19 protein-coding genes and 3 pseudogenes are annotated in these 18418 nt (G+C 58.8%); 14 read left to right on the top strand and 8 right to left on the bottom strand.

What is annotated here, in order from left to right:
• Window positions 1–2726: 2726 nt before the first annotated feature.
• Window positions 2727–3020 carry a hypothetical protein gene (locus MTX21_RS33860; protein WP_280968870.1) on the bottom strand — a complete coding sequence of 98 codons (294 nt, stop codon included), beginning with the start codon at window positions 3018–3020 and terminating at the stop codon, window positions 2727–2729.
• Between MTX21_RS33860 and MTX21_RS33855 the strand changes: the two genes are divergently transcribed.
• Window positions 3019–3300, top strand: coding sequence for a helix-turn-helix transcriptional regulator (locus MTX21_RS33855; protein ID WP_128931963.1), 282 nt, complete (start codon window positions 3019–3021; stop codon window positions 3298–3300). The genes MTX21_RS33860 and MTX21_RS33855 overlap by 2 nt on opposite strands.
• Before the next feature lie 160 nt (window positions 3301–3460).
• A complete protein-coding gene (locus MTX21_RS33850; RefSeq protein ID WP_280968869.1) occupies window positions 3461–4369 on the top strand; it encodes a LysR family transcriptional regulator in 909 nt (302 codons plus the stop codon).
• Between the two features lie 252 nt (window positions 4370–4621).
• Here MTX21_RS33850 and MTX21_RS33845 read toward each other — a convergent pair whose 3' ends face one another.
• The 3 genes from MTX21_RS33845 to MTX21_RS33835 form a co-directional block, all read right to left on the bottom strand.
• Window positions 4622–5158, bottom strand: coding sequence for a DUF2285 domain-containing protein (locus MTX21_RS33845; protein ID WP_280968868.1), 537 nt, complete (start codon window positions 5156–5158; stop codon window positions 4622–4624).
• Between the two features lie 46 nt (window positions 5159–5204).
• Window positions 5205–5399: a DUF6499 domain-containing protein gene (locus MTX21_RS33840; RefSeq protein ID WP_027576978.1), complete on the bottom strand. Its 195-nt coding sequence runs from the start codon at window positions 5397–5399 to the stop codon at window positions 5205–5207.
• 164 nt (window positions 5400–5563) lie between these two features.
• Window positions 5564–5836, bottom strand: a complete 273-nt coding sequence (locus MTX21_RS33835; protein ID WP_279372434.1) for a DUF2285 domain-containing protein — start codon at window positions 5834–5836, stop codon at window positions 5564–5566.
• 619 nt (window positions 5837–6455) lie between these two features.
• Between MTX21_RS33835 and MTX21_RS33830 the strand changes: the two genes are divergently transcribed.
• Window positions 6456–6737: a helix-turn-helix transcriptional regulator gene (locus MTX21_RS33830; protein ID WP_265440779.1), complete on the top strand. Its 282-nt coding sequence runs from the start codon at window positions 6456–6458 to the stop codon at window positions 6735–6737.
• A gap of 906 nt (window positions 6738–7643) precedes the next feature.
• Here the strand turns inward: MTX21_RS33830 and MTX21_RS33825 are convergent.
• Window positions 7644–8519, bottom strand: a complete 876-nt coding sequence (locus MTX21_RS33825) for a TauD/TfdA family dioxygenase (protein WP_280968867.1) — start codon at window positions 8517–8519, stop codon at window positions 7644–7646.
• A gap of 1300 nt (window positions 8520–9819) precedes the next feature.
• On the opposite strand from MTX21_RS33825, the pseudogene MTX21_RS33820 reads away from it, so the two are divergent.
• The 3 genes and pseudogenes from MTX21_RS33820 (at window position 9820) to MTX21_RS33810 (ending at window position 11350) form a co-directional block, all read left to right on the top strand.
• Window positions 9820–10549: pseudogene (locus MTX21_RS33820) on the top strand (SOS response-associated peptidase family protein).
• Between the two features lie 181 nt (window positions 10550–10730).
• Complete coding sequence (locus tag MTX21_RS33815; protein ID WP_280968866.1) at window positions 10731–11084, top strand: hypothetical protein; 354 nt, start codon at window positions 10731–10733, stop codon at window positions 11082–11084.
• Window positions 11085–11089: 5 nt separating this feature from the next.
• Entirely contained in the window at window positions 11090–11350 is a 261-nt protein-coding gene (locus MTX21_RS33810) for a hypothetical protein (RefSeq protein WP_280968865.1), read from the top strand.
• A 106-nt stretch (window positions 11351–11456) separates the two neighbouring features.
• Here MTX21_RS33810 and MTX21_RS33805 read toward each other — a convergent pair whose 3' ends face one another.
• On the bottom strand, window positions 11457–12263 hold the full coding sequence (locus tag MTX21_RS33805; RefSeq protein ID WP_280968864.1) for a hypothetical protein: 807 nt from the start codon (window positions 12261–12263) through the stop codon (window positions 11457–11459).
• A 537-nt stretch (window positions 12264–12800) separates the two neighbouring features.
• Between MTX21_RS33805 and MTX21_RS33800 the strand changes: the two genes are divergently transcribed.
• From MTX21_RS33800 to MTX21_RS40150, 3 genes are all read left to right on the top strand, one after another.
• Window positions 12801–13337: a hypothetical protein gene (locus MTX21_RS33800; RefSeq protein ID WP_280968863.1), complete on the top strand. Its 537-nt coding sequence runs from the start codon at window positions 12801–12803 to the stop codon at window positions 13335–13337.
• A 451-nt stretch (window positions 13338–13788) separates the two neighbouring features.
• Window positions 13789–14166, top strand: a complete 378-nt coding sequence (locus tag MTX21_RS40155; RefSeq protein ID WP_348637460.1) for an exonuclease domain-containing protein — start codon at window positions 13789–13791, stop codon at window positions 14164–14166.
• A 3-nt stretch (window positions 14167–14169) separates the two neighbouring features.
• Entirely contained in the window at window positions 14170–14394 is a 225-nt protein-coding gene (locus MTX21_RS40150) for a hypothetical protein (protein ID WP_348637459.1), read from the top strand.
• A gap of 115 nt (window positions 14395–14509) precedes the next feature.
• On the opposite strand, the gene MTX21_RS33790 is transcribed toward MTX21_RS40150, so the two are convergent.
• Window positions 14510–15697 carry a Fic/DOC family N-terminal domain-containing protein gene (locus MTX21_RS33790; protein WP_280968862.1) on the bottom strand — a complete coding sequence of 396 codons (1188 nt, stop codon included), beginning with the start codon at window positions 15695–15697 and terminating at the stop codon, window positions 14510–14512.
• 269 nt (window positions 15698–15966) lie between these two features.
• Here MTX21_RS33790 and MTX21_RS33785 point away from each other — a divergent pair, with 269 nt between their 5' ends.
• From MTX21_RS33785 to MTX21_RS33770, 4 genes and pseudogenes are all read left to right on the top strand, one after another.
• Window positions 15967–16251 carry a hypothetical protein gene (locus tag MTX21_RS33785; protein WP_280968861.1) on the top strand — a complete coding sequence of 95 codons (285 nt, stop codon included), beginning with the start codon at window positions 15967–15969 and terminating at the stop codon, window positions 16249–16251.
• An 11-nt stretch (window positions 16252–16262) separates the two neighbouring features.
• Window positions 16263–16490: pseudogene (locus MTX21_RS33780) on the top strand (hypothetical protein); the annotation flags it as partial.
• A gap of 6 nt (window positions 16491–16496) precedes the next feature.
• Complete coding sequence (locus tag MTX21_RS33775) at window positions 16497–16655, top strand: hypothetical protein (protein ID WP_280968860.1); 159 nt, start codon at window positions 16497–16499, stop codon at window positions 16653–16655.
• A gap of 4 nt (window positions 16656–16659) precedes the next feature.
• Entirely contained in the window at window positions 16660–17070 is a 411-nt protein-coding gene (locus MTX21_RS33770) for a DUF6527 family protein (RefSeq protein ID WP_280968859.1), read from the top strand.
• Window positions 17071–17267: 197 nt separating this feature from the next.
• On the opposite strand, the pseudogene MTX21_RS33765 reads toward MTX21_RS33770, so the two are convergent.
• A pseudogene (locus MTX21_RS33765) lies at window positions 17268–17627 on the bottom strand (transposase); the annotation flags it as partial.
• Window positions 17628–17982: 355 nt separating this feature from the next.
• Between MTX21_RS33765 and MTX21_RS33760 the strand changes: the two are divergent.
• On the top strand, window positions 17983–18357 hold the full coding sequence (locus tag MTX21_RS33760; RefSeq protein WP_280968858.1) for a Nif11-like leader peptide family natural product precursor: 375 nt from the start codon (window positions 17983–17985) through the stop codon (window positions 18355–18357).
• Window positions 18358–18418 lie beyond the last annotated feature (61 nt).

Raw genomic sequence — 18418 nt, 5'->3', positions numbered from 1 at the left:
AAACCTGAACGTCTCGGGACCAGTGCTCTAAATTTGGTGAGTTTTGGTCGGTGACGGTCCGCTGTCGCGCGCATGCGTCGGCAAAGGATTGGGAACTGAGGTTCATGTTTGTCATGGCATTGCGCGTCGAAGCTTGATGGGAACACGCATATGTGCATCCGACCTTTCCGTAACCTTACGATGCAAGTACTGCTTCCCCAAACACCCAGATCTGGTAGTGACAATTGACAGCACTCTTATGCGATAGTTACGCGGTGGCGCGCGTTAGTTCGCAGACCCGATGCTGGCGCATCGAACCGATCGGAGTCGATGGCGTTGGCTGCACCTCGGAAAACGGCGTAGGCTCTGGCGGCGCGGGCCCGGAGCCATGTGAGATCGCCTCGACTCATCGATGGCCGGTTGACGATCCTGAGCTTATTCGCGCCTGATGAACCCGCTCCTCAGCCGTTATTTGGAGACCGTAATCCACTGCGACTTCCTGCCGCTGTGGCGATGCGGTCAACGAATGTGTATTCGTCATTTGAACAACTCGCCGGCCGACCACCTCATCGATTGGACACGCGATATGGCCAGGGTATACGGCAAAGCTGCCCGCCCACAACACTGGTCCGGCACGGTCGACAGCACGTTGCGCAGCCTGATGCGGCCTTCACGAATATTGAGGCCAAGTGAATACGAATTTGGCGCGCACCACGCACTCTCTGAGGCCGGTGCTTCAACTGAACAACCTACCAATGCATTATCATGCTGTGCGCACACGCATGCTCTAAGACCGATTTTTCTGGTCGCGATGATCGGGCTCGCTGAAGTCTGTACTTGCCCCCGCCTATGTCGATAGAGAAAATACTTTGTGCCAGGCTTGGGAGCGATCGGTTTCATTTTTGGCTGCGCGCGCTGATGGGCGGTCAGCGGCCGTCAGTGAGCAGGGTCCGCACGGCCACAACAGCTGCCGCTTGTTTGTGAATTGCCGCACAGGTTCGTCAGCTTTTGGAAAGCTAGCCTGAGTACAGAGCCGTTAGGGTTAGCGAGGCGTGGTAGGGACAGCGCCTTACCAGAATGGGACAGCGCCGAGTCACGTTCCTGCTAACCTCAATCTGCAGCGCAGGCGCGGCAGGGATAGCGCCGATCCAGTCCCAATCGACCGGCGCCGAGTCGCGCCCGCGCTGCTTCCGCTGTCGGAGAAACGACCCTGGTAGCCGCACTGTCATGCTTTTTCAGGCACGGACACCCGGTTCGCTTGTGCCGGGGGAGATTGACGACGTTAATTTAGCGGCGCGTGTGGTCTTTCAAGCGATCGCTTCCATGCCTCCCGTCTTACACCGCCAACATTCTCGGGCTCTGTCATGAGCGGCCGCGTGTAAGCCTTTTTCATGCAGCGGAGCGGTTTAGTATGCTGGGCACCTCCAATTTCTCCGCGAGGTAGCGGACCAGCGTAGAAAGTAGCGGACGATCCAACCAATTCAGGTAGGTGATTGGCAGTCGTACTAAGCCTACAACTTTGCAGCACCCTGAACGGGGCAACGTGTCAGGCTTGATACCGAATCGGGCAAGGCTGGCACAGTTAGCGGCGCGTGGCAGGGACAGCGCTTTGCAGGGCCTGAGCGCCGAGTCACGTCGCCGTTAACCTTTGACGTCGCTGGCACGGTAGGGACAGCGTCGTCTTTGAAGGCTTGCCCACCAGGTAGGTGCCCTGCGGTACCTCTCAACCATACTACTTGATAGCACCGCGAGCGGCTTGACCCTCACGGGAGCAAAGGTGGCCAGCTTTGGCTGACCACAGAGGCTTGCGGCATCTGCCAGGAACAGCGCTTTCAGGGTTTCACTGCCCGATCGCCGAGCCACCCGCTAGTTTCGCTAGTATGGCGGCTGGCAGGAGCAGCATCGGATTCTTTCCATGGCGCCAGTCGCGTCTGCGCTGCTCTCCGTGTTTTGCAACAACTCTTTCCTGACACCCTCGTCGCTCTTGGCACCGCTCGGCAACATCGAAGTCTCTCAGCTGAGTGACCTTGGGGTATGCCGGCCCGCGGCGTTCGAATGGTCCGGACAACGCCCAAGCCGAAACCTCTCAGCTAGTCTCAAGCGCGCGCCGAATCCCAATTCGTTCGGGCTCATACATCATGGGTAACGATACGCGTGGCCATCTGTTCGACTTGATAGTGGCGGATCCAATTCGCGACGTCTCGCCGCTTGCCCTCGCGGTATCGCCTGCGCGTTCCAAGTCGACACTGCGAGACTTTGCCCTCTGGACGCCACTCTTGTGCAGTCAATGGCTGCTGCCAAAGTAGGTTGCGACTTGCCGTACCGCGTTTGATTTGAACTGGTCGTTATACTTGATAACCCGACCGGCGCGCGTTCCTTGAGCCTCAGCTAAGAGAGTTCGCCGTCGTGCCTCTTGAGCGGACGAGAGTGGGCGGCGGCGATCAAGGTGAGACTTCGCTCTCATCCTGATTGTCGCCCCATACGAGAGAGCCTAAAATTCCTTATCATGGCTGATGGCGGCGTGCGGAACGTCCACAAAGATGTTGTACCGGTAGACGAAATTCTCTGAGTCCAGAGAATGAACGAGATTAGGGTCCCTGAAACGCGCTGTCTGCGCTGATCCAGGGATAAAGACCACTATAACCTTGGCTGAACGGCTGTCGCTGCGATCGCGATAGTTTGCGCCGGCTCATTTCATCGGAGCTGCAACTCCATTTCGATCAATGGAGGAGCATCGCCTCGCTCGGTCAGCATCTTTGCTTGCCTCGAGGCGGTTCGTGCGAGTTGGGCAGCGGAATCGAACCGCTGCCCAGGCAGCAGTTCGGGTGAGCTTCGGCCAGCGCCCGGAAAACCTGCGCCGCCGCGAATTGAAAGACGGTCGACATACCGGCGCTTGTACGGGCCGCCCCAGTCGCGTCCGGGAAAGACGATGCGGTGGCACGCATCGAATAATTCGATCTAAAACCTTCCAATCCGGTGATGTTTTTAGGTAGGTTATAGCCAGTGGTTTGATGACCATCGAAATGGCTGCTTTCGCGCATGAGAGCTCGTGCGCTTGTGGCTTACAATGTGCGCCGGATCCGCGTCCAGCGCGGTATTCCGCAAGAGCAATTGGCTTACGATGCAGGAGTTGATCGCTCCTACATGAGCGGACTTGAGCGCCAACAAGCGAACCCGACAATCGACCTTCTCGATCGCCTTGCCGAGACGCTCGGCGTAGCTGTCTCCGAGCTATTTGTTCGGCCATCCAAGGGCGCGCCGCCACCTGCAACCTTACCTAAAGGTCGCAAGCCGAAGCCGGCGCGCGGCAAAAGGACTTAGCCCCTGACAAACGCCAGTTGAGACGCAGATCTTGTGCGGTACTGGCGCAGGTATCACGCTCCCACGAGGATTTCGTGCGTGGCCGACCCATGATACGCGGCTATCCGGCTATGGGCATCGAATAATGTGATGGATGTTCATTCTGGCGCCGGAGCAGACAATGGCGACTCAAGACGATGAAGTTCCTTTAAATGCCATCCGCGCGTTTGTGACCGTTGCCAGGGAAGGCAGCGTCACGCGCGCGGCCACCACTTTGGGAACAACGCAAAGTTCGGTCAGCCGCTATTTGTCTGTACTGCGGGATTATCTGGGTGCTGATCTCATCGAGCGGCGTGGACGGCGCAGCGATTTGACCGAGTTCGGGAGGCTATTCGCAAACGCAGTGTCTGAACCGCTCGAAACCGTGAGCTTCACCGCGAAGAGAATGCGACGCCGTGCAGGCGCAGGAACGAATCGGATTGTGGTCCGCACGTCGCTATCAACCTTTGCTTTCTCTCTTCTTATCCCAAATCTGCAGGCTTTCTCTTCTGAAGCGGGTGGCGTTATCGTGGACATCGTCAGCTCGCTGGCGCCGCCGACATCTTCGGATGATTTCGATATTTTGATTACACGGGATCTTTCCGTCGTCGAACCCGCCGACAGTTGGGAGATCTACAAAGAGGAGCTGGTGTGCGTCGGGCCGCCAACTCTCGTCGGGGGCAAAGAGCTCTCGATTGTTCGCGCAACCCCTATACTGAACATCACATCACGTCCCGACATCCTGCCGACATGGCTGAGGGCCATGAACCTGTCTTCAAGTGACATACGAGCGGGCGCGCGGTATGATCACAACTATCTTGCTTTGCCGGCCGTCATGACAGGAAAATGCCTTCTTGTCGCGCCGGAAATCATCGTCAGTGATCTCGTGCGAGGGGGCGCTTTGCAAATCATCCCCGGCACCCGCACTCCAAGTGGCATGCAATATCGCGCCTATGCCGTAGACCGCAGCGCGCACCCCGAGATCGCGCGTTCTTTTTGCCGATGGCTGGCTCGTCTTTGCAAAAGGGTCGCACTTGGGCAGGCTGCCTGACGTCTAGCGGCGCCCCCTCGATCCGGTACAGCGGGAGATCAATGCTCAGGTCGAGAACGCTCAACTCAAGAAAACTATTCGAGCACAGTCTTCAAACCTTAAGGAGATGGCGCCGCTCTGGTGCAGCAATCAAGACGCCAACAATGAGGGATCGGAGCGCAAAGACTTTATCCTGGCCGACATCGTGCCATGGCAGCAGAAGAATTGGCTGACGGAACGGAAGGTGGGTCTTTTTATTTGCGCCGCACCCCTTTACTTGTCATCCCTGCCCCTGCGTTTGCTAAGCAATGCTCGCCAGCGAAGGCGCATGAGGCGCCGCCCCAGCTTAACAAGTCGAATGGTTCGGCTGCGCAAATCGCCTGTTTTCCAGGCGCGCTCGGCAATACGATGGTTTCCAAACAGGCCTTGCGCGATTTGGCGATAGCTATTTCCTTCGTGCCATCCATCCACTGCGCGCAGCGCAAGGATCAGCCGACGCTGCTTCAAAGCAGGCAAAGCAAGAGGAGGCATTCCGAGCGCCCGACGCTCAAGGGCGAGCCAAAATCGACGTGCGGCACCTAGGCGAAGCTCGAAATCGGCGTCGACCGGCAGATCAACGACGACAGCATATCCGCTCGCCGGAAGCTCTCTTAGCCAAAGGCGATGCCTCGTGCCCCCGAGCGGCACGCTCGCATGCCAACCATCCGGCGCACGGCGAAGCTCGCTGCCCGGCAGATTGTCGAAATCGAGTTGATAGGTTTTGGGCGCAATGCAGCTCGTCGCCCGCACAGCCAGTACGGTCGGCAACACCTCGGGTGCCCAGAAGACTGCTTGCTTGTCGAAGGTCTTTTGCGGATCAGCAGGAAAACGAGAGTCCCCACTTGCGTCGGAACTCGCCCGCCGCTGCGCTTGAACGTTCGCGGCGAGATAGCCGCTTATAATCCTCTTGGTAGTCGCGATCCCGGCGCAGCCACTCCCAGGCCAGGTCGGCAGCATCCGCCTTCTTCAGGCCGCTGTACGCTTCCTCAGATCTCCAGTCAGTATCCGGCATCGCACCTTTCCCGCACAATCTTCAGACGCGGCGAAATGCATCCGATGATTGTGGCCCTTTCCGGATGCTTGCTTACCGTGTGCGCGCCTTGCACGCACTTAATCGATGGAATGATCGACTTTTGCGATCGAGACGTATTCCGGCGACCCTGACATCCGCGCTGATCATTGTTTCGGCCAACCGCTACGTAGCAGATCGCGATAGCCGTGACCCGCTAGCCACTTGGCCCGAGTCAGATGACTTTCGAAGGTGCGTCGCGCACGATCCGGTTCAACGGTGGGGTCAAGCCCAAGCACAATTCGCGCGATTTCGCGCCAATCTGCCTTGTCAGCGTCCGCATCAAGCAGTCGCATGTAGGCAACAGCGTGCTCCCTGTCATATGACGTGAGCTCGTCGACGCTGGGCGCCAATTCTGCGATCTTCGGCTCGGCCGGCACTGCCTGAAACTCCTACCCAGCTGAAAAATCTACCGAAATCAGAGCAACATAACTAATCTGAGATCGTTTTGACACCCGTCCAATGGTCGCACGCCGACTTCCTTTTCGCGCTGAGATGGCAATCGCATATCGGCTCACATTCACCTGGTGGCTCCATCCTGCGCTTTCTCTTTTTCATCGCAGTCCGTACTGCAAGCGATTGCAGATGTGCGCTGTAACTGGGTTGTCCTTGCTGTTCCTGGCGGAAGGCGTGGTGGTCCGTGGTGACGGGCCCGGTCGCACTCGTGAAACGCAATAACCAGAACCGGCCAACTGGAGAATATTCGTTTCCTTTCGACCCACAGTTGAACATTCGTCCTATATAGTCGCGGTCTCGGGAAAAACGCCGCAGGTACCTCTGGGCGCTATTTCTTCTCTGCCGCAAATGGCAAGCTATTGCCCCGCGAGAACGCTTGTGATGGTCAACGAGAAGACCGGCACGCGCTAGCTGCGTCTGTATCTCACCGTTGCCTGTTTCCTCGAAGCAACTGGGGAGGACAGCCACTACTGCTGCGAGCTTATCGTAATAGTCTGTCTATAACCAGTGGTTTCATAATCATCGGAATGGCTGCCTCTGCGCATGAACGCTCGTGCGCTTGTGGCCTGGAATGTGCGCCGGATCCGCGTAGAGCGCGGCATTCCGCAAGACCAATTGGCCTATGATGCCGGGATCGACCGCTCATACATGGGGCGCATTGAGCAGAAGAAAGAGAACCCGACTATTGATCTCCTGGAGCGCATCGCCGCGACTTTGGGTATTCACTTGTCCGAATTATTCACACAGCCGGCTAAAGGAGCAATGCCTCCTAAGCCGATGTCCAGAGGGCGCAAGCCGGCAAGGCTTGGCCGAAACAAGACGTAATTATTGAGCGAGCCATGTTCGGCTAACGCTTGGGCGGAATCGAGCCGGAGCGGCCCACCTGCTTCATGAATCTACAGCCGGCGCTTCCGATCTCCTGCTCCAGCCGATGTGGCCCCAGCAGGGTTCCTGCTTAGCGCTCCATCGGAGCGGCCTATTATGAGGCCGAGCATCTTCGAAATGACGTTTGAGCCCCTCGCGTAAACCTACCGAGGGCCGCTTGAACCCGACGTTTTCGAAGAGCCTGTTTGGGGTCGACGGTGCGGTTCGGGCGATGGCAGCCCGAACCGGGAGTCCGCGAGGGTATGGAGGGGCTTTGCTATCCTGCTGCGCAAGAGCATGAGAGCAGATCCGTCCTCCAGAGCTTTCGGTTGGAGGATCAAGCTGGTGTGCGCCTCGAGGATGGGACCTTTCCGCTGGACGAAGATCGGGAAGGTGTGGTGCCCATGCAGGGGCGCAATTTAGGGGCTGCTGGAAAGGCTCGACTGACGGATTGTTTATGGGACACGTAAGACGCAGGCACCATCGCGAGCGCGATAGTTTCAGCCGACGCCGGGCGCTGTGAATCAAGGCCATCCGACGCATCGCGAGATGGTGGCGAATATGCTCTGAATTGGGTGTGAGCTACGCCGGGCCTGACTATCCCGATACGATGAAGGGGATGCTGCTCGCGCAGCGAGAACCAACGGATGCATCAGATCATCAAAAATGCAGCGTCATCGGTTTGACCGGCGAGCAGAGACGATGCCTGAAGATTAATGCTGTTGGGCCTGGAAGAAGCCTAGCAGGTGGCAGCTGCGTCCGTTAGCCGTTCCTCGCGTAAGACCGGCCGCTCCGCTCGACATTGCAGGGCCGCAACTTAGTCTTGGGTTTCCAGGCGTTGACGTGATCCGGGAGGTGCCGACAATGTCAGGCAGCCTTTGCCGCCCTTGATTTTGGCCTTTTCTCGTGCGGTACGCGGGCGTCAATCGCAAGCTGATCCATCATCCAGTGAGGGCTGCTGGATTTGCTGACAGGGTACGGCTCAGTCGCGCGATTGTCCCAGATTACGACGTCGCCTGATTTCCAGTTCCAGAACAGGGTGTTCCGGGGCGCAATGAGATAGGATTGCAGCCGTTCAAACAGTCTTTGGCTGGGATAGCGCTGCAGGCCGACGAAGTTGTTCACGGAACGACCGAGCGATAGCATGCGTTCGCCGGTCTCGGGATGAACACGAACAATTGGATGTGTCGTTTCGTAGATCGTTCCAGTGGATACGCCCCACCAAGGCCGCTTGTTGGCTTCGGTGGCCCTCTCTGTCGTAGTGAGATCAGATGCGACGAAGCTCACAGCCCAGAGGTTATCTGCGAGCATCCGCAGGGGATCAGGAAGATCAAGATAAGCGGCCGCCCTGCTCGACCAAGCAATGTCGCCGCCAAAAGGCGGGACCGCTGCGAGCCGCAGCACCGAAATGGCTGTGCGGACCCGCTCATCGTTCATCTGGTTGAGATGACTGCAGGCGGGATCAGACAGCTCCTGCCGGATCGTTAAACCGCTTATTGTGTCCGCCGTTGTGGGATTCGGTATCAGCGAGCCGAGCCGGAGCACAAAACGCCGCTGCTGTGCATCGTCGAGATGTCCCTGGTCACGGAAGAAGATGACCTTATGCTCTAGCAGAAGCCGGTTGAACGCTACGATGACATCGTCAGGCAAATCGTCCGACAGCGCAATGTTCTTGATTTCGGCACCAAGCCGCTCCGCGTGCTTGATGATGTCTGCTCGCGGAATGACATTTTCAACAGCCATTGTTCCACTCATGACGACGCCTCTTTCTGTGGATGTCTAAAAAAGCTCAGTGGTGGTCGCGTCACGCGACAAACCCGGCAAAACATCTTGATGCAACACTCCCGAATTGTCTGAGCGTGGGTCACCGTGCCGCTCAATGAGACGGCTGAATTCCGATACACACCACCAGCATCTTAGAATCTGACTCCCTCTGCGTGTCGACACGGCTAGTGCCGCTTTCATCGAAGGACACTCGCATATGAGGCCACCAGATCAATTTGCAGCCTGATCAACAGTGCAGATCATAGAGGCAATCCATGTCCAGTCCATGAAACGAAACCAGCTTTCTTTTTGAGCTCGCGCAAAGTTCGCCTCGTCTCAGAACTCATGCTTGGAAAATCCTCGAACAACGACTGCGTCGTGCCTCCATCCTGCACGGCCTCATGCGCACGACAAAGATTCGAACTGGTTCGCGGCATGCACTCGCGAAGCGGATACGACCCGCCGCCCTGAGGAATCTACCTGCAGATGTATATAAAACTATTCACTACTTCAACGGGTTTATAATCATATTTTCGCGACTTGGAGTTGTTCAATGCGCGACTTGTTTCATCAGCTGATCACCTGCTGTCATGCCTTGGACTAGCGGGAGAAGCGCAAAATAAACAGGCTGCAACTTGCGATGCAGCTTAACAACGGACTTAATCCCTCGATTTTCGAGTTTGCACTTGGCACGAATGCAGGTGTCCCGGCGGGTGACCTGCCTTTGGTTCTGCCCGGAGACGTAGATTTTCCTAACGGGGGGCATACCGTTTGGCTTCGTGGCAGTTGAGCACATGGAATAGAAACAGAGCGCCGACCGCCCAGGAATATCGCTCCCCTGTGACAACAAGGCGTCTTTGCGCTCTCAGACTGCAAGCGGCAAATTCCGGCTGGCTATTTTTGCCTCACTATGAGCGACACGACATGGAACGCCACGCCGGATTTCAGATCACAAGCGGTGATTTATCTTCCTCATGATCGCTCTCTCTTACTCACCTCTACCATTGTGAAGCACGTAAATGATCACACACGATCAAGCCCCTCCCATCTGTTCTACGGTGAACTTTGCAGGACGCGAGCGAGCGTCCTGTCTGGATCCGGTGGCGACTGACATGCCTCGCGCTGCCGTGATAGCGCTGTTGGTCGTCTGCGTGTTCTTCGCGGTGCTATGTGTGAGGCTTCGCGCCCTCACTCATGCCCCGCTCGCCGCCCTTCGGCGACCCTGCTACAGTTTGCGCAGCGGTCACGTCACGTTGCTCGGGAAATGTGAAGATGTGCAATCTACTCCATCACCACCAATGAGGCGGCGATCAGCGCCGTGTTCTGCGTGGTCAACCGCTAAGTCAGCGATCTCGTACCGATGCCCGGACTCTTTCCTGACTACAAAGCACCGATCGTCCGGACCGGCGCCGACAGTCGCGAGCTCGCAACCGCGCGCTGGGCTATGCCGTCCTCGCAGCATGCGCAAATGGAGGCGACCAAAAAAGGCGCAGTGAAGCTGGAAGCCAAAGGTAAGCCGGTCGACTTCAAGGAACTCCTCCGGATGGAGCCGGATGGCGGCACGACGAATATCCGTGACGAGAAAAGCAAACATTGGGCGCGTTGGCTGGGTCCAGAGCATCGTGCGTGGCGCCGTTCAACTCCTTCAGCGGCGACATCTGGTTCGCTCTCGACGGTCACTCGCCTGCTTCGCGGGCATCTGGACGAACTGGACTTCGGTCCGGAAGGTCAAGGAAGGCGAAATTACCAACGACCCCTACGCGTTCCTGACGACCGAGCCCAACGCGGAGGTGGGCGCTATCCACCCGAAGGCGATGCCGGTGATCCTGACCACGCCGGTCGAGACTTGGATGACCGCGCCATGGGCAGAAGCCAAGGCATTGCAGCGGCCGCTGCCGGGCGACTCCCTGAAGATTGTCGCGAGGGCGAAGGAAGACGAAGTCTCGTCGACCGCACAAGCCGCGAATCTCTGGATCGGAAACATCGCAAGTGACAGACGAAGACGTTGATGACTTCGCCCGAGAAATGCTGAAGACACGGCGCGGAATCGGCATGAGGCCGCCATTCTACGCCGAGACCGCCAGCATGAAGGGCAAGGAGTCCTGGCCCTTCTAGATCGTGAGGAACAGTTACTGCAACTCGCTGGGCTGCTTTCTCACAAAAGATCACGCGGAACGCGTCGCCGCCACAATGAACAAGGAATCCACGCTGATGGCACAGACGGAGGGCGATCTGATCTCTCATCAGGAAGATGCGGGAGAGTACTACGTTCTGCCCGAAGAGGCGCTGCAATACCTCCCCGAGGAATGGAGAGATCATTTTCAGGCGATGGCGGATGATGGGCGCGTCATCCTTAAGTCCGTCGACAACGAGCTGTCACAGCTTGTCAGGGTCTTGCACTCGTTCGCCGCCGTGGTGGCGTTGAAGCATGTGCAGAAGCGCTTGTCTGCCTACAAGTTCGAATTGAAAATGGAGGCTTTCCTCGAACTTGAGATGCTTACGACAGCATCCCGGAAAAACTACGCAGCATTCACGATCGGGTAGTCGATTTGAGAAACAAACGTTTCGCGCACAACGACGAACACGATTCGGTTTCCAACGCGCTCGAGGTGTCGTTCGAGGACAATCGTTTTGAACTCAAATTTGGACTGTCGCTCGGATACCATATCGGAGGCGCCAAGGAGTGGCCGGATCTCGTGAGCGCCGTCGAGTCCATATATCTCGAGAGGATCGAGAAGCTACTCGCGCGAATGAAGCAGAAGACCGGCCACGAATGGGCCCTCCGAAGCGGTCCGGCGCCTGAGGAGTGACCGAAAATCCGCGGGGCGACGTACGAAAAGACGAACTCCCGTCATTGATCGCGTAAGGGGGCAGCCGCCTAACTAGACACGTTCCCTCGGCAAACGCAGGGTCATATCAATAGTTGTCAAGCCGCTTGTCCGCATTCAGTTTGTCATGGGACGACCCGAAGACGGTAGGGCGCGTCATCGTAACTCCTCCGAAGCTCGCCGTGACCTGACCCGATGCCAGTTGTCCGCTCGGGTCCATTGCGGCGACGACAAAGTAGGTTCGCTTGTTTTTCTCGGAGAGCCACGTCTGCTGGACGACACCCGTGGTCCAGACTTCGATCTCCGGCCCGTACGAGCGGTAGGTGCAAGAGCAGTCGGCATCCGTCATCGTGGCCGTCGCGGACATCCTGAACTTGCCGACGTCGAGGCCCATCGTCGCGAAGAACCGGGCGAGGCGGTACGCGAGAGCCAGGTTGCCGTCGCCATCGAACTTCAATGTCGTCACCGAGTCGTCACGGCCATCGGGCTTTCCGTCGACGACGTGCAGCGGGCCGGCCCAGATCATTTGATCTGTCTTGTGGGTCTTTCGATCGAACCAAGCCTGCGCGACCGGCCAAGAAGCGTCGACGAAGGTACCTGCAACCCGCTTCCCGACGGTCGAAGCGGCACCCGCCAGCAAGCCGCCGATGATGGGCTTGGAGAGCTTGCCTCGCTCTTCCGGTACGAAATCTTCGACCCGGGCGCCAACGGTCGAAAGCTTTTGCTCCACGGCAGCGCGACCGCCGGTGAAGAAACCTTCGCTCACGGGGATGGCAGTGACCGCCAGCAGGCCCAAAAGGGCAGCGGCAGCGGTCGCTCGCCAAGGGCTGTGCCTCGGAGCCGGCTGTTCAAATACCCGCGAAGCTTCGGCCAAGTGGAGAGCGGATGAAGTCATGTCTAGATCCAAGGTTGGGTCGAAGCGGGAATACGCGGCCGAGCGGCACGACCGAGCGCCGCCCAAAACAATCGCATGGGCTATTGAGCCCAGGGACACGCGGCCCTCGGCCCGGCCGTGTTCAACAGTCGGCCTTAACCTCAGTGACCATGTTCACCTCCTCTATCGACTTAGGCGTAGCGTCCAAAAGACATTGGGCCGGACCAGACGGCGGTCAATCCTTCTCACTGGATGGATTTTTTTGATGGGCGCTGAACCGTCCCCTCTTGAAATTGGTCAGTCGCCCACTATCGCGCGGGTCGTGAAGGCGACCTTCTGCGGCGGCCGCTCCTGACAACGTAGCGAAGCTACGTCGACGAACGCGGAAGAGCATCCGTAGCTCATACGTAGGAGAGCATCGGCCTACTCGCAACTTGCGGAAAAGTCCGAGCGGTTTCGACCAGCATCGCCGCTCGATCTGACGGACCGCATCCGAAAAGAAGCTTCCATGCGTGCTTTCTTCGGCTCGAACTATCGCTTCACGGCGCACAGACGCCGGTGCGCGATCTTTGGGACCGGCAGGGTTCGACGAGCGTCTTCAGGCCCATCGATGAGAACGGCTTCTCGGACATCGTCGTACGCTTCCTTCAGTCGGAGCTCGCAGACGCCGGCATCTTCGCCAACCGCGAGGTCGAAGACGGTCGAGTGCCGGGAGCCCCCGTCGGCAAGCGTATAAATATCTTGATCAATGCTGTTCGGCGCCGTCCAGGCGGGGAATCGTTCGAACCGATTACTGCCGTCATCGAAGCGAAGGGGTGCTGGAACGACGATATCTTCACCGCGCTCGAGGCGCAGCTAGTCCGCGAGTACATGATCCGCCTACGCGCACAAGCGGGAATATTCCTGGTCGGCTGGTTCGAGACGGACAAGTGGGATCCCAAAGAGGCAGGACCGCGCCGAAGATGTCGGTGGGCGAAGCCAGGGCGAAACTCGAGGACCAGGCTGCGAGCCTTCCGGGAGGGATCATCGTGCGGCCGGTCGTTGTCGAGTGTCGCGCTCCATCATGACGGCCTCCGCGCGATCCCCGCGCTGTAGTGCGAGGAGCACGGCTGAAGCTAGGACCGGGACGACCGCGCGCGCGAGGGTCATCCGACGTTGAAACACGGCGGCGTCGCGGGCATCGGTGCCAGAAGGGCGGCCGATGTGGAAATCGGGTTATTGCCTTCGGAATCAGTCAACCCGCCCGATCGTGTGATACGTTCCTTGATGTGATCTGGCAGACGTCGCTGGGGAGGGTTTAAGGAGTCATGTTGCAAGGGGATCTCAGCTTGGCCGCGATGGCTTCTGCGCTTGGTCAGTCCCAAGACTATCGTGTCCTTCGACGCTTGATTCCGCGATCGATAGACCACCGGTCTCGACCTACAGAAAGACGAGGTCATCGAACTCGGCATGGTCAAGTTCGACTACGTCGCCGACGGCCGCATCGTCGGCGTCCGCGACGTTTTCGCCTCGTTCAACGAGCCGTCGATACTCGATTCCTGCGGAGGTGACATCGCTCACCGGAATCAGCGACGAGATGGTCGCCGGCCATCGCATCGAGGCAGCCGCCGTCGAATCCTTCGTGCAAGATTCGGTCATCGTGATCGCGCACAATGCCGCCTTCGACAGGAAATTCGCCGAACGGTTCTGGGCCGTGTTCGAACACAAGGCATGGGGTTGCTCGGCGACCGAGGTGGAATGGCGCCACCATGGATTCGCGGGAGCTCAACTTGGCTACCTTCTGAACGGTGCCGGCTTCTTTCACCATGCGCACAGGGCCGTCGACGACTGTCACGCCCTCGTCGAGATCCTTTCCGTCGAACGCCATCCGCGGGCGCACCGGCGCTTGCGGCGCTGTTGGAGCAGGCGCGAAAGAAAACGGTAAGGATTGTGGGCCGAACAGTCGCCGTTCGATCTGAAGGATGTCCTGAAGCGTAGAGGCTACCGTTGGAGCGACGGCAGCGACGGCCGGCCCAGATCCTGGTACATCGACGTCAGCGAGGCGGATGTCGATGTCGAGATCGCCTTCCTCAAGTCGGAGATCTATCTGCGCGAGATCACGCCTCGCCTGCAGACGCTCACCGCGTTCACTCGCTTCTCGGTGAGAACGTAGCGGCCCGGGCGCGTTTGACTTATTCTGTGTGGAATCCGACGCGGAATCGGCGGTGCAGCAGTCAGGTCATCGCATGTGGTGTCGGTCACGGTCCGTTGGGGCCCGTCGAATCATCCTATTCTGGAAGAACAGGCTCTTCACCGAAGGGACGATTGATGACTGCGAGCGCTTCAGGAGCGGCGTAAACTCGGTTGCGTGCGTATCCGGTCCGCTCGTGCAGAATGCCGGCTTCCACCAACTGCGCAATGCCCTTATTTATCTGTGCGGGGGTGACATCGAGCAGTTCGCCAAGCCGCTTCGCCGTCACGACCGGATAATTGTGAAGTTCGTCGAGCGCTCTCATGGCCGCAGATCCCCTTCGGAATTTTCGGCGGCCCCTCCATCGCTCGGATAGTTCCGACAGCGCCGTGCGCGTCCGGATGAGTTCTTCGACGGTACCGGTCACGGCGTCGGCCATGAAGGTGATGACGGGCTCCCATTCGAGCCGTTGTTGTGCATCCTTGAGCGAGGCGTAGTACGTGCCCTTTTTGCTTTCGACGTAAGGTGAAAGGTACAGGGGCACATGCTTCTCCGCAGCCATCATGAGCGGAAGCAGAAGGCGACCGACACGACCGTTGCCGTCCCGGAAGGGGTGCACCGCCTCGAAATGAGCGTGCGCAATCGCCATGCGCGTAATGAACTCTTGCGTCATCTGCTGCATCCCCTCGTTCCGGAGGTAGTCGACCGTTTGCGCGAGGCAATCAGGAACATCGGCAGGAGGCGGAGGATTCCAACTCGAATATGCGATGTCTTTACTCCCGCCGATCCACACGACGCGCGCGCGAAGGTCGCCGGGAACGTCCTGATAATCCGGATCGTCCTTCATCACGGCCCGATGGAGATCCCTGATCAGGTCCATCGTAAATACGCAGTAGCCTTCCTTGGCGGCTCTCGGGATGAATCCGTCCAAGGCGACAGCGTAGTTGCGGACTTGGCGCGTTTCGTCCCGGGCACCGTCGTCGCCGGTCTCCTCGGCGGAAAGCAATCCGTCGAGAGTGCTCTGAGTGCCTTCGATCGACGAGGAACTGACCGCCTCGCGTCTGGTCAGGACCCGGCTGACAATGTAGGGGTCGTTCATCTGGGCCGCGATGGCGTCGACCTTGCCGAAGGCCGCCTGAGCGGCTTCGAGCGCCTTCGTCGCTCCGGGAGCGAACACGCCGTCTTCCGGCGGCGCCGGCGGCACGATCCCGTAATGGGAATCGTAGGGCGGCGGCAGCCGCTTCAGGGTCTCTCGGATCGTATGGCTGAGATCGCTGCGCTTCATGGGAACCCAAACTAAGAGGCCGATTCCCTATTTATATTTTTGGTTTTTATAAAAAACCATAACATGGCGCGATCGCGGGGAGGCTTATTTTGGCTTTTCACAGAAGTGGCGGTTTTCACTGGCTCTCATGTTCTCCATATGTTCTAATGAGACATGGCTGCCGAAAGACCCGCGAGCTGGCGCATGCTGACCCCAAAGCAGACGGAAAAGATGGCCGGCGCCGTCGACAGGAGGCACCCAACGCGCGCCAGACAGGCCCGGCGGACCCGATGCCGGCCGAATACTGGGATGCCTTCCTGAAGGACGCCGGCGCCGACGCCAGACAGGCCGGTCCCCCGATCCAGTCGCGGAGGCTTTCGGAGATCGACCAGCACGTGCTGCGGGTCTCCTGCAGTCGATGCGGCCGCATCGTCGAAATCCAGAAAGCCGATGCCTGCCGGCTATACGGTCCGGATGCGGGCTGGAAGGACGTCGGGCAGCGGCTGCTCGACGCCACCTGCCGCCAGCGGACCGGACGCTACGAAGAGGATGGCTGCTGGCCGCAGTTCGTGTAGGTCGCCGGCGAGTGGCGCCAAAGCACCATCCCACGCCCCTCAGTGGCGGCGACCGCAAGGCCCTCACGAAAGAGCTCGGCAAGGCGCGCGCGATGACAACGATTCTAGCCGCGCAATCCGTCGAGGCCCGCGTCAAGGGCGAAGCTCTTCTCCGGACGGCGGACAAGCTGTCGTGCGAATCCTGGAACGAACGAATGTGGGCCGACGGCGAGCCGATAGATCCGTCCCCTACCATCGACTAGGCCGTGAACGGCGGTTACCGCAAGCAGGCGCAGATCACGGAGTTGAACGCGCTGAACGCCGTCATGGCCGTCGTCCGGTTCAAGCAGCATTTCAAGCTGCTCGACCGTCTCGATGAGAAGACGTCCTATATCTTCGATACCGCGACGATGGAGATCGACTAGGATTATGGTGAGGTTCTCATATCGGGCCGTCGAACGCCTGCCCAAGCAGCTCGAACAGGGCGTCCTCTACCACTCCCCGGAATTCGAGGTTGCGGCGCTTTCCTGCGCCTGCGGCTGCGGACATCGCGTGATGCTCCTGGTGCCCGACAGTCACCAGGTGTCGCAGCAGAACGGGTTCGCGACCGTGCGGCCGTCGATCTCGGTCTGCGATGCGGTTTGCAAGTCTCACTACATCAGCACGTCCGGCCAGGTGCAGTGGCTCGCCGCGTTCTCGGACGCCGTGGCCTCGTCGACGATGCGCAGGCAGATCGCCCGGCACGTCGACCGCGAAGCCGAGCTGCAGACGTGGACAGGTCCGGCAGATCGGTGGCGAGCACGGTTTGCAGCTCGCTCGCGCTGCTGCATTCGCTGGTAACGAAGCGTGGTGCGCTGCTCACCTGCGATCAGCGAGCTTCCGAGGGTACCACAACCTTCAACATGTCATACCTGCCTTATCTGATAGTCCGCGATCGCAAGGCAGTGACATCCGTCAGGCCCCCCTCTAGGAACAATGTGAAGCTCGCCACCGATCTGGTTGCAGTTGAAGGCCCGGCCATTTGCTCGCGCATAACCGAGGCGTCTGACCGCCTGCAGGTCGACCCGAGAGAGCGGTTTGCCCTTCTTACCTTCCTGAGCGTTCTTCTCGATGTCAGCCAGCTCGAAGATACCCCCGCCGCGCATGGGCAATGCAAAATGCCGGCGTAATCGGCCGCAACTTCGTCTGCGGGTCGAACAGCGGTTCGCATCGGCTGTAGCAATCGGCGTACAGGACGCCGGCGAAGGCGGCAAGAAGCTTCTGGAGATGATCGCCTCGTCGGTCGCTCGAGGCGTACTAGACTGCCCCCGGCGCCGCAGGCCCGGTGGCCGGCCATGCCGCACACAAGTGCAGAACCGGCCGGTTGTACACTTGCCTTTCGCCAGGATACGGATGGTGTGGTGAATAGGCCAGCCGGATTTCACCTCCAGCCTCTCGCAGAACGGGCGTATTGGACGGAATGCGCGACGTCTCTAATCCGCGAACAGAGGTTGCTGAGCACGGTTCTGACCGAGCTTTTGTAAATGGCGCCCCCTTGCACTGCTGGGCTGGTTACCGACAATGAGATCTCATCCCGCTCTACTGAGCGCTTGTTAGGTTCGAGACCAATGTCGGCAAGTTGACGATACGCAAGGTCAGACAAAGCGCAAAAGCAGCACTTTCAGTTTGGCATGCCGATTGCCTTGTTACGGCATTATCACCGATCGCTTCCAAAGCGACGGATAGGTAGCAACATATAGCAGAGGCCCGGCTATGTCGCAGGCTGAGGTAGAACGGTTTGTCAAGAATCTAGCGAAAGAGGGTAGTCTGCTGGAAAGCCTTAAGCAGAGTGCTACAGGTCTTGCACCGATTGTAGCGGTCGGAAAGAGCCACGGCTACGATTTCACGCTTGACGAGGTTAGGAGCAGCATCCGAGTGCCAGGCCGACACGAGTTGATGCAGCTCGACGCGATTGTCGGCGGCAAGCAGGACTTGAGCGGTGCGGGCTTAAGCAGGATTGTGCATACCACTGCGTTGGCTAGTTCCACGTCGGAGGCACCTACGAGCGCCGTGCAAGCCGCGGAAGCCGGCCGTGACCTCGTCGCTATCGTTTTACTTATTGTGGTTGTTGTCGCTGTCGCGGCCTAAAATATTTTAACTCTGATCGCATTGGCTCGTCCTCAAGAAAGCGATCCGGTGCGAAGAGAAC

The organism is Bradyrhizobium sp. ISRA430, from assembly GCF_029909975.1.
Classification (GTDB): Bacteria; Pseudomonadota; Alphaproteobacteria; order Rhizobiales; family Xanthobacteraceae; genus Bradyrhizobium.
The sequence above is the reverse complement of the archived record's forward strand: the minus strand, read 5'-3'. Positions and strand labels throughout refer to the sequence as shown.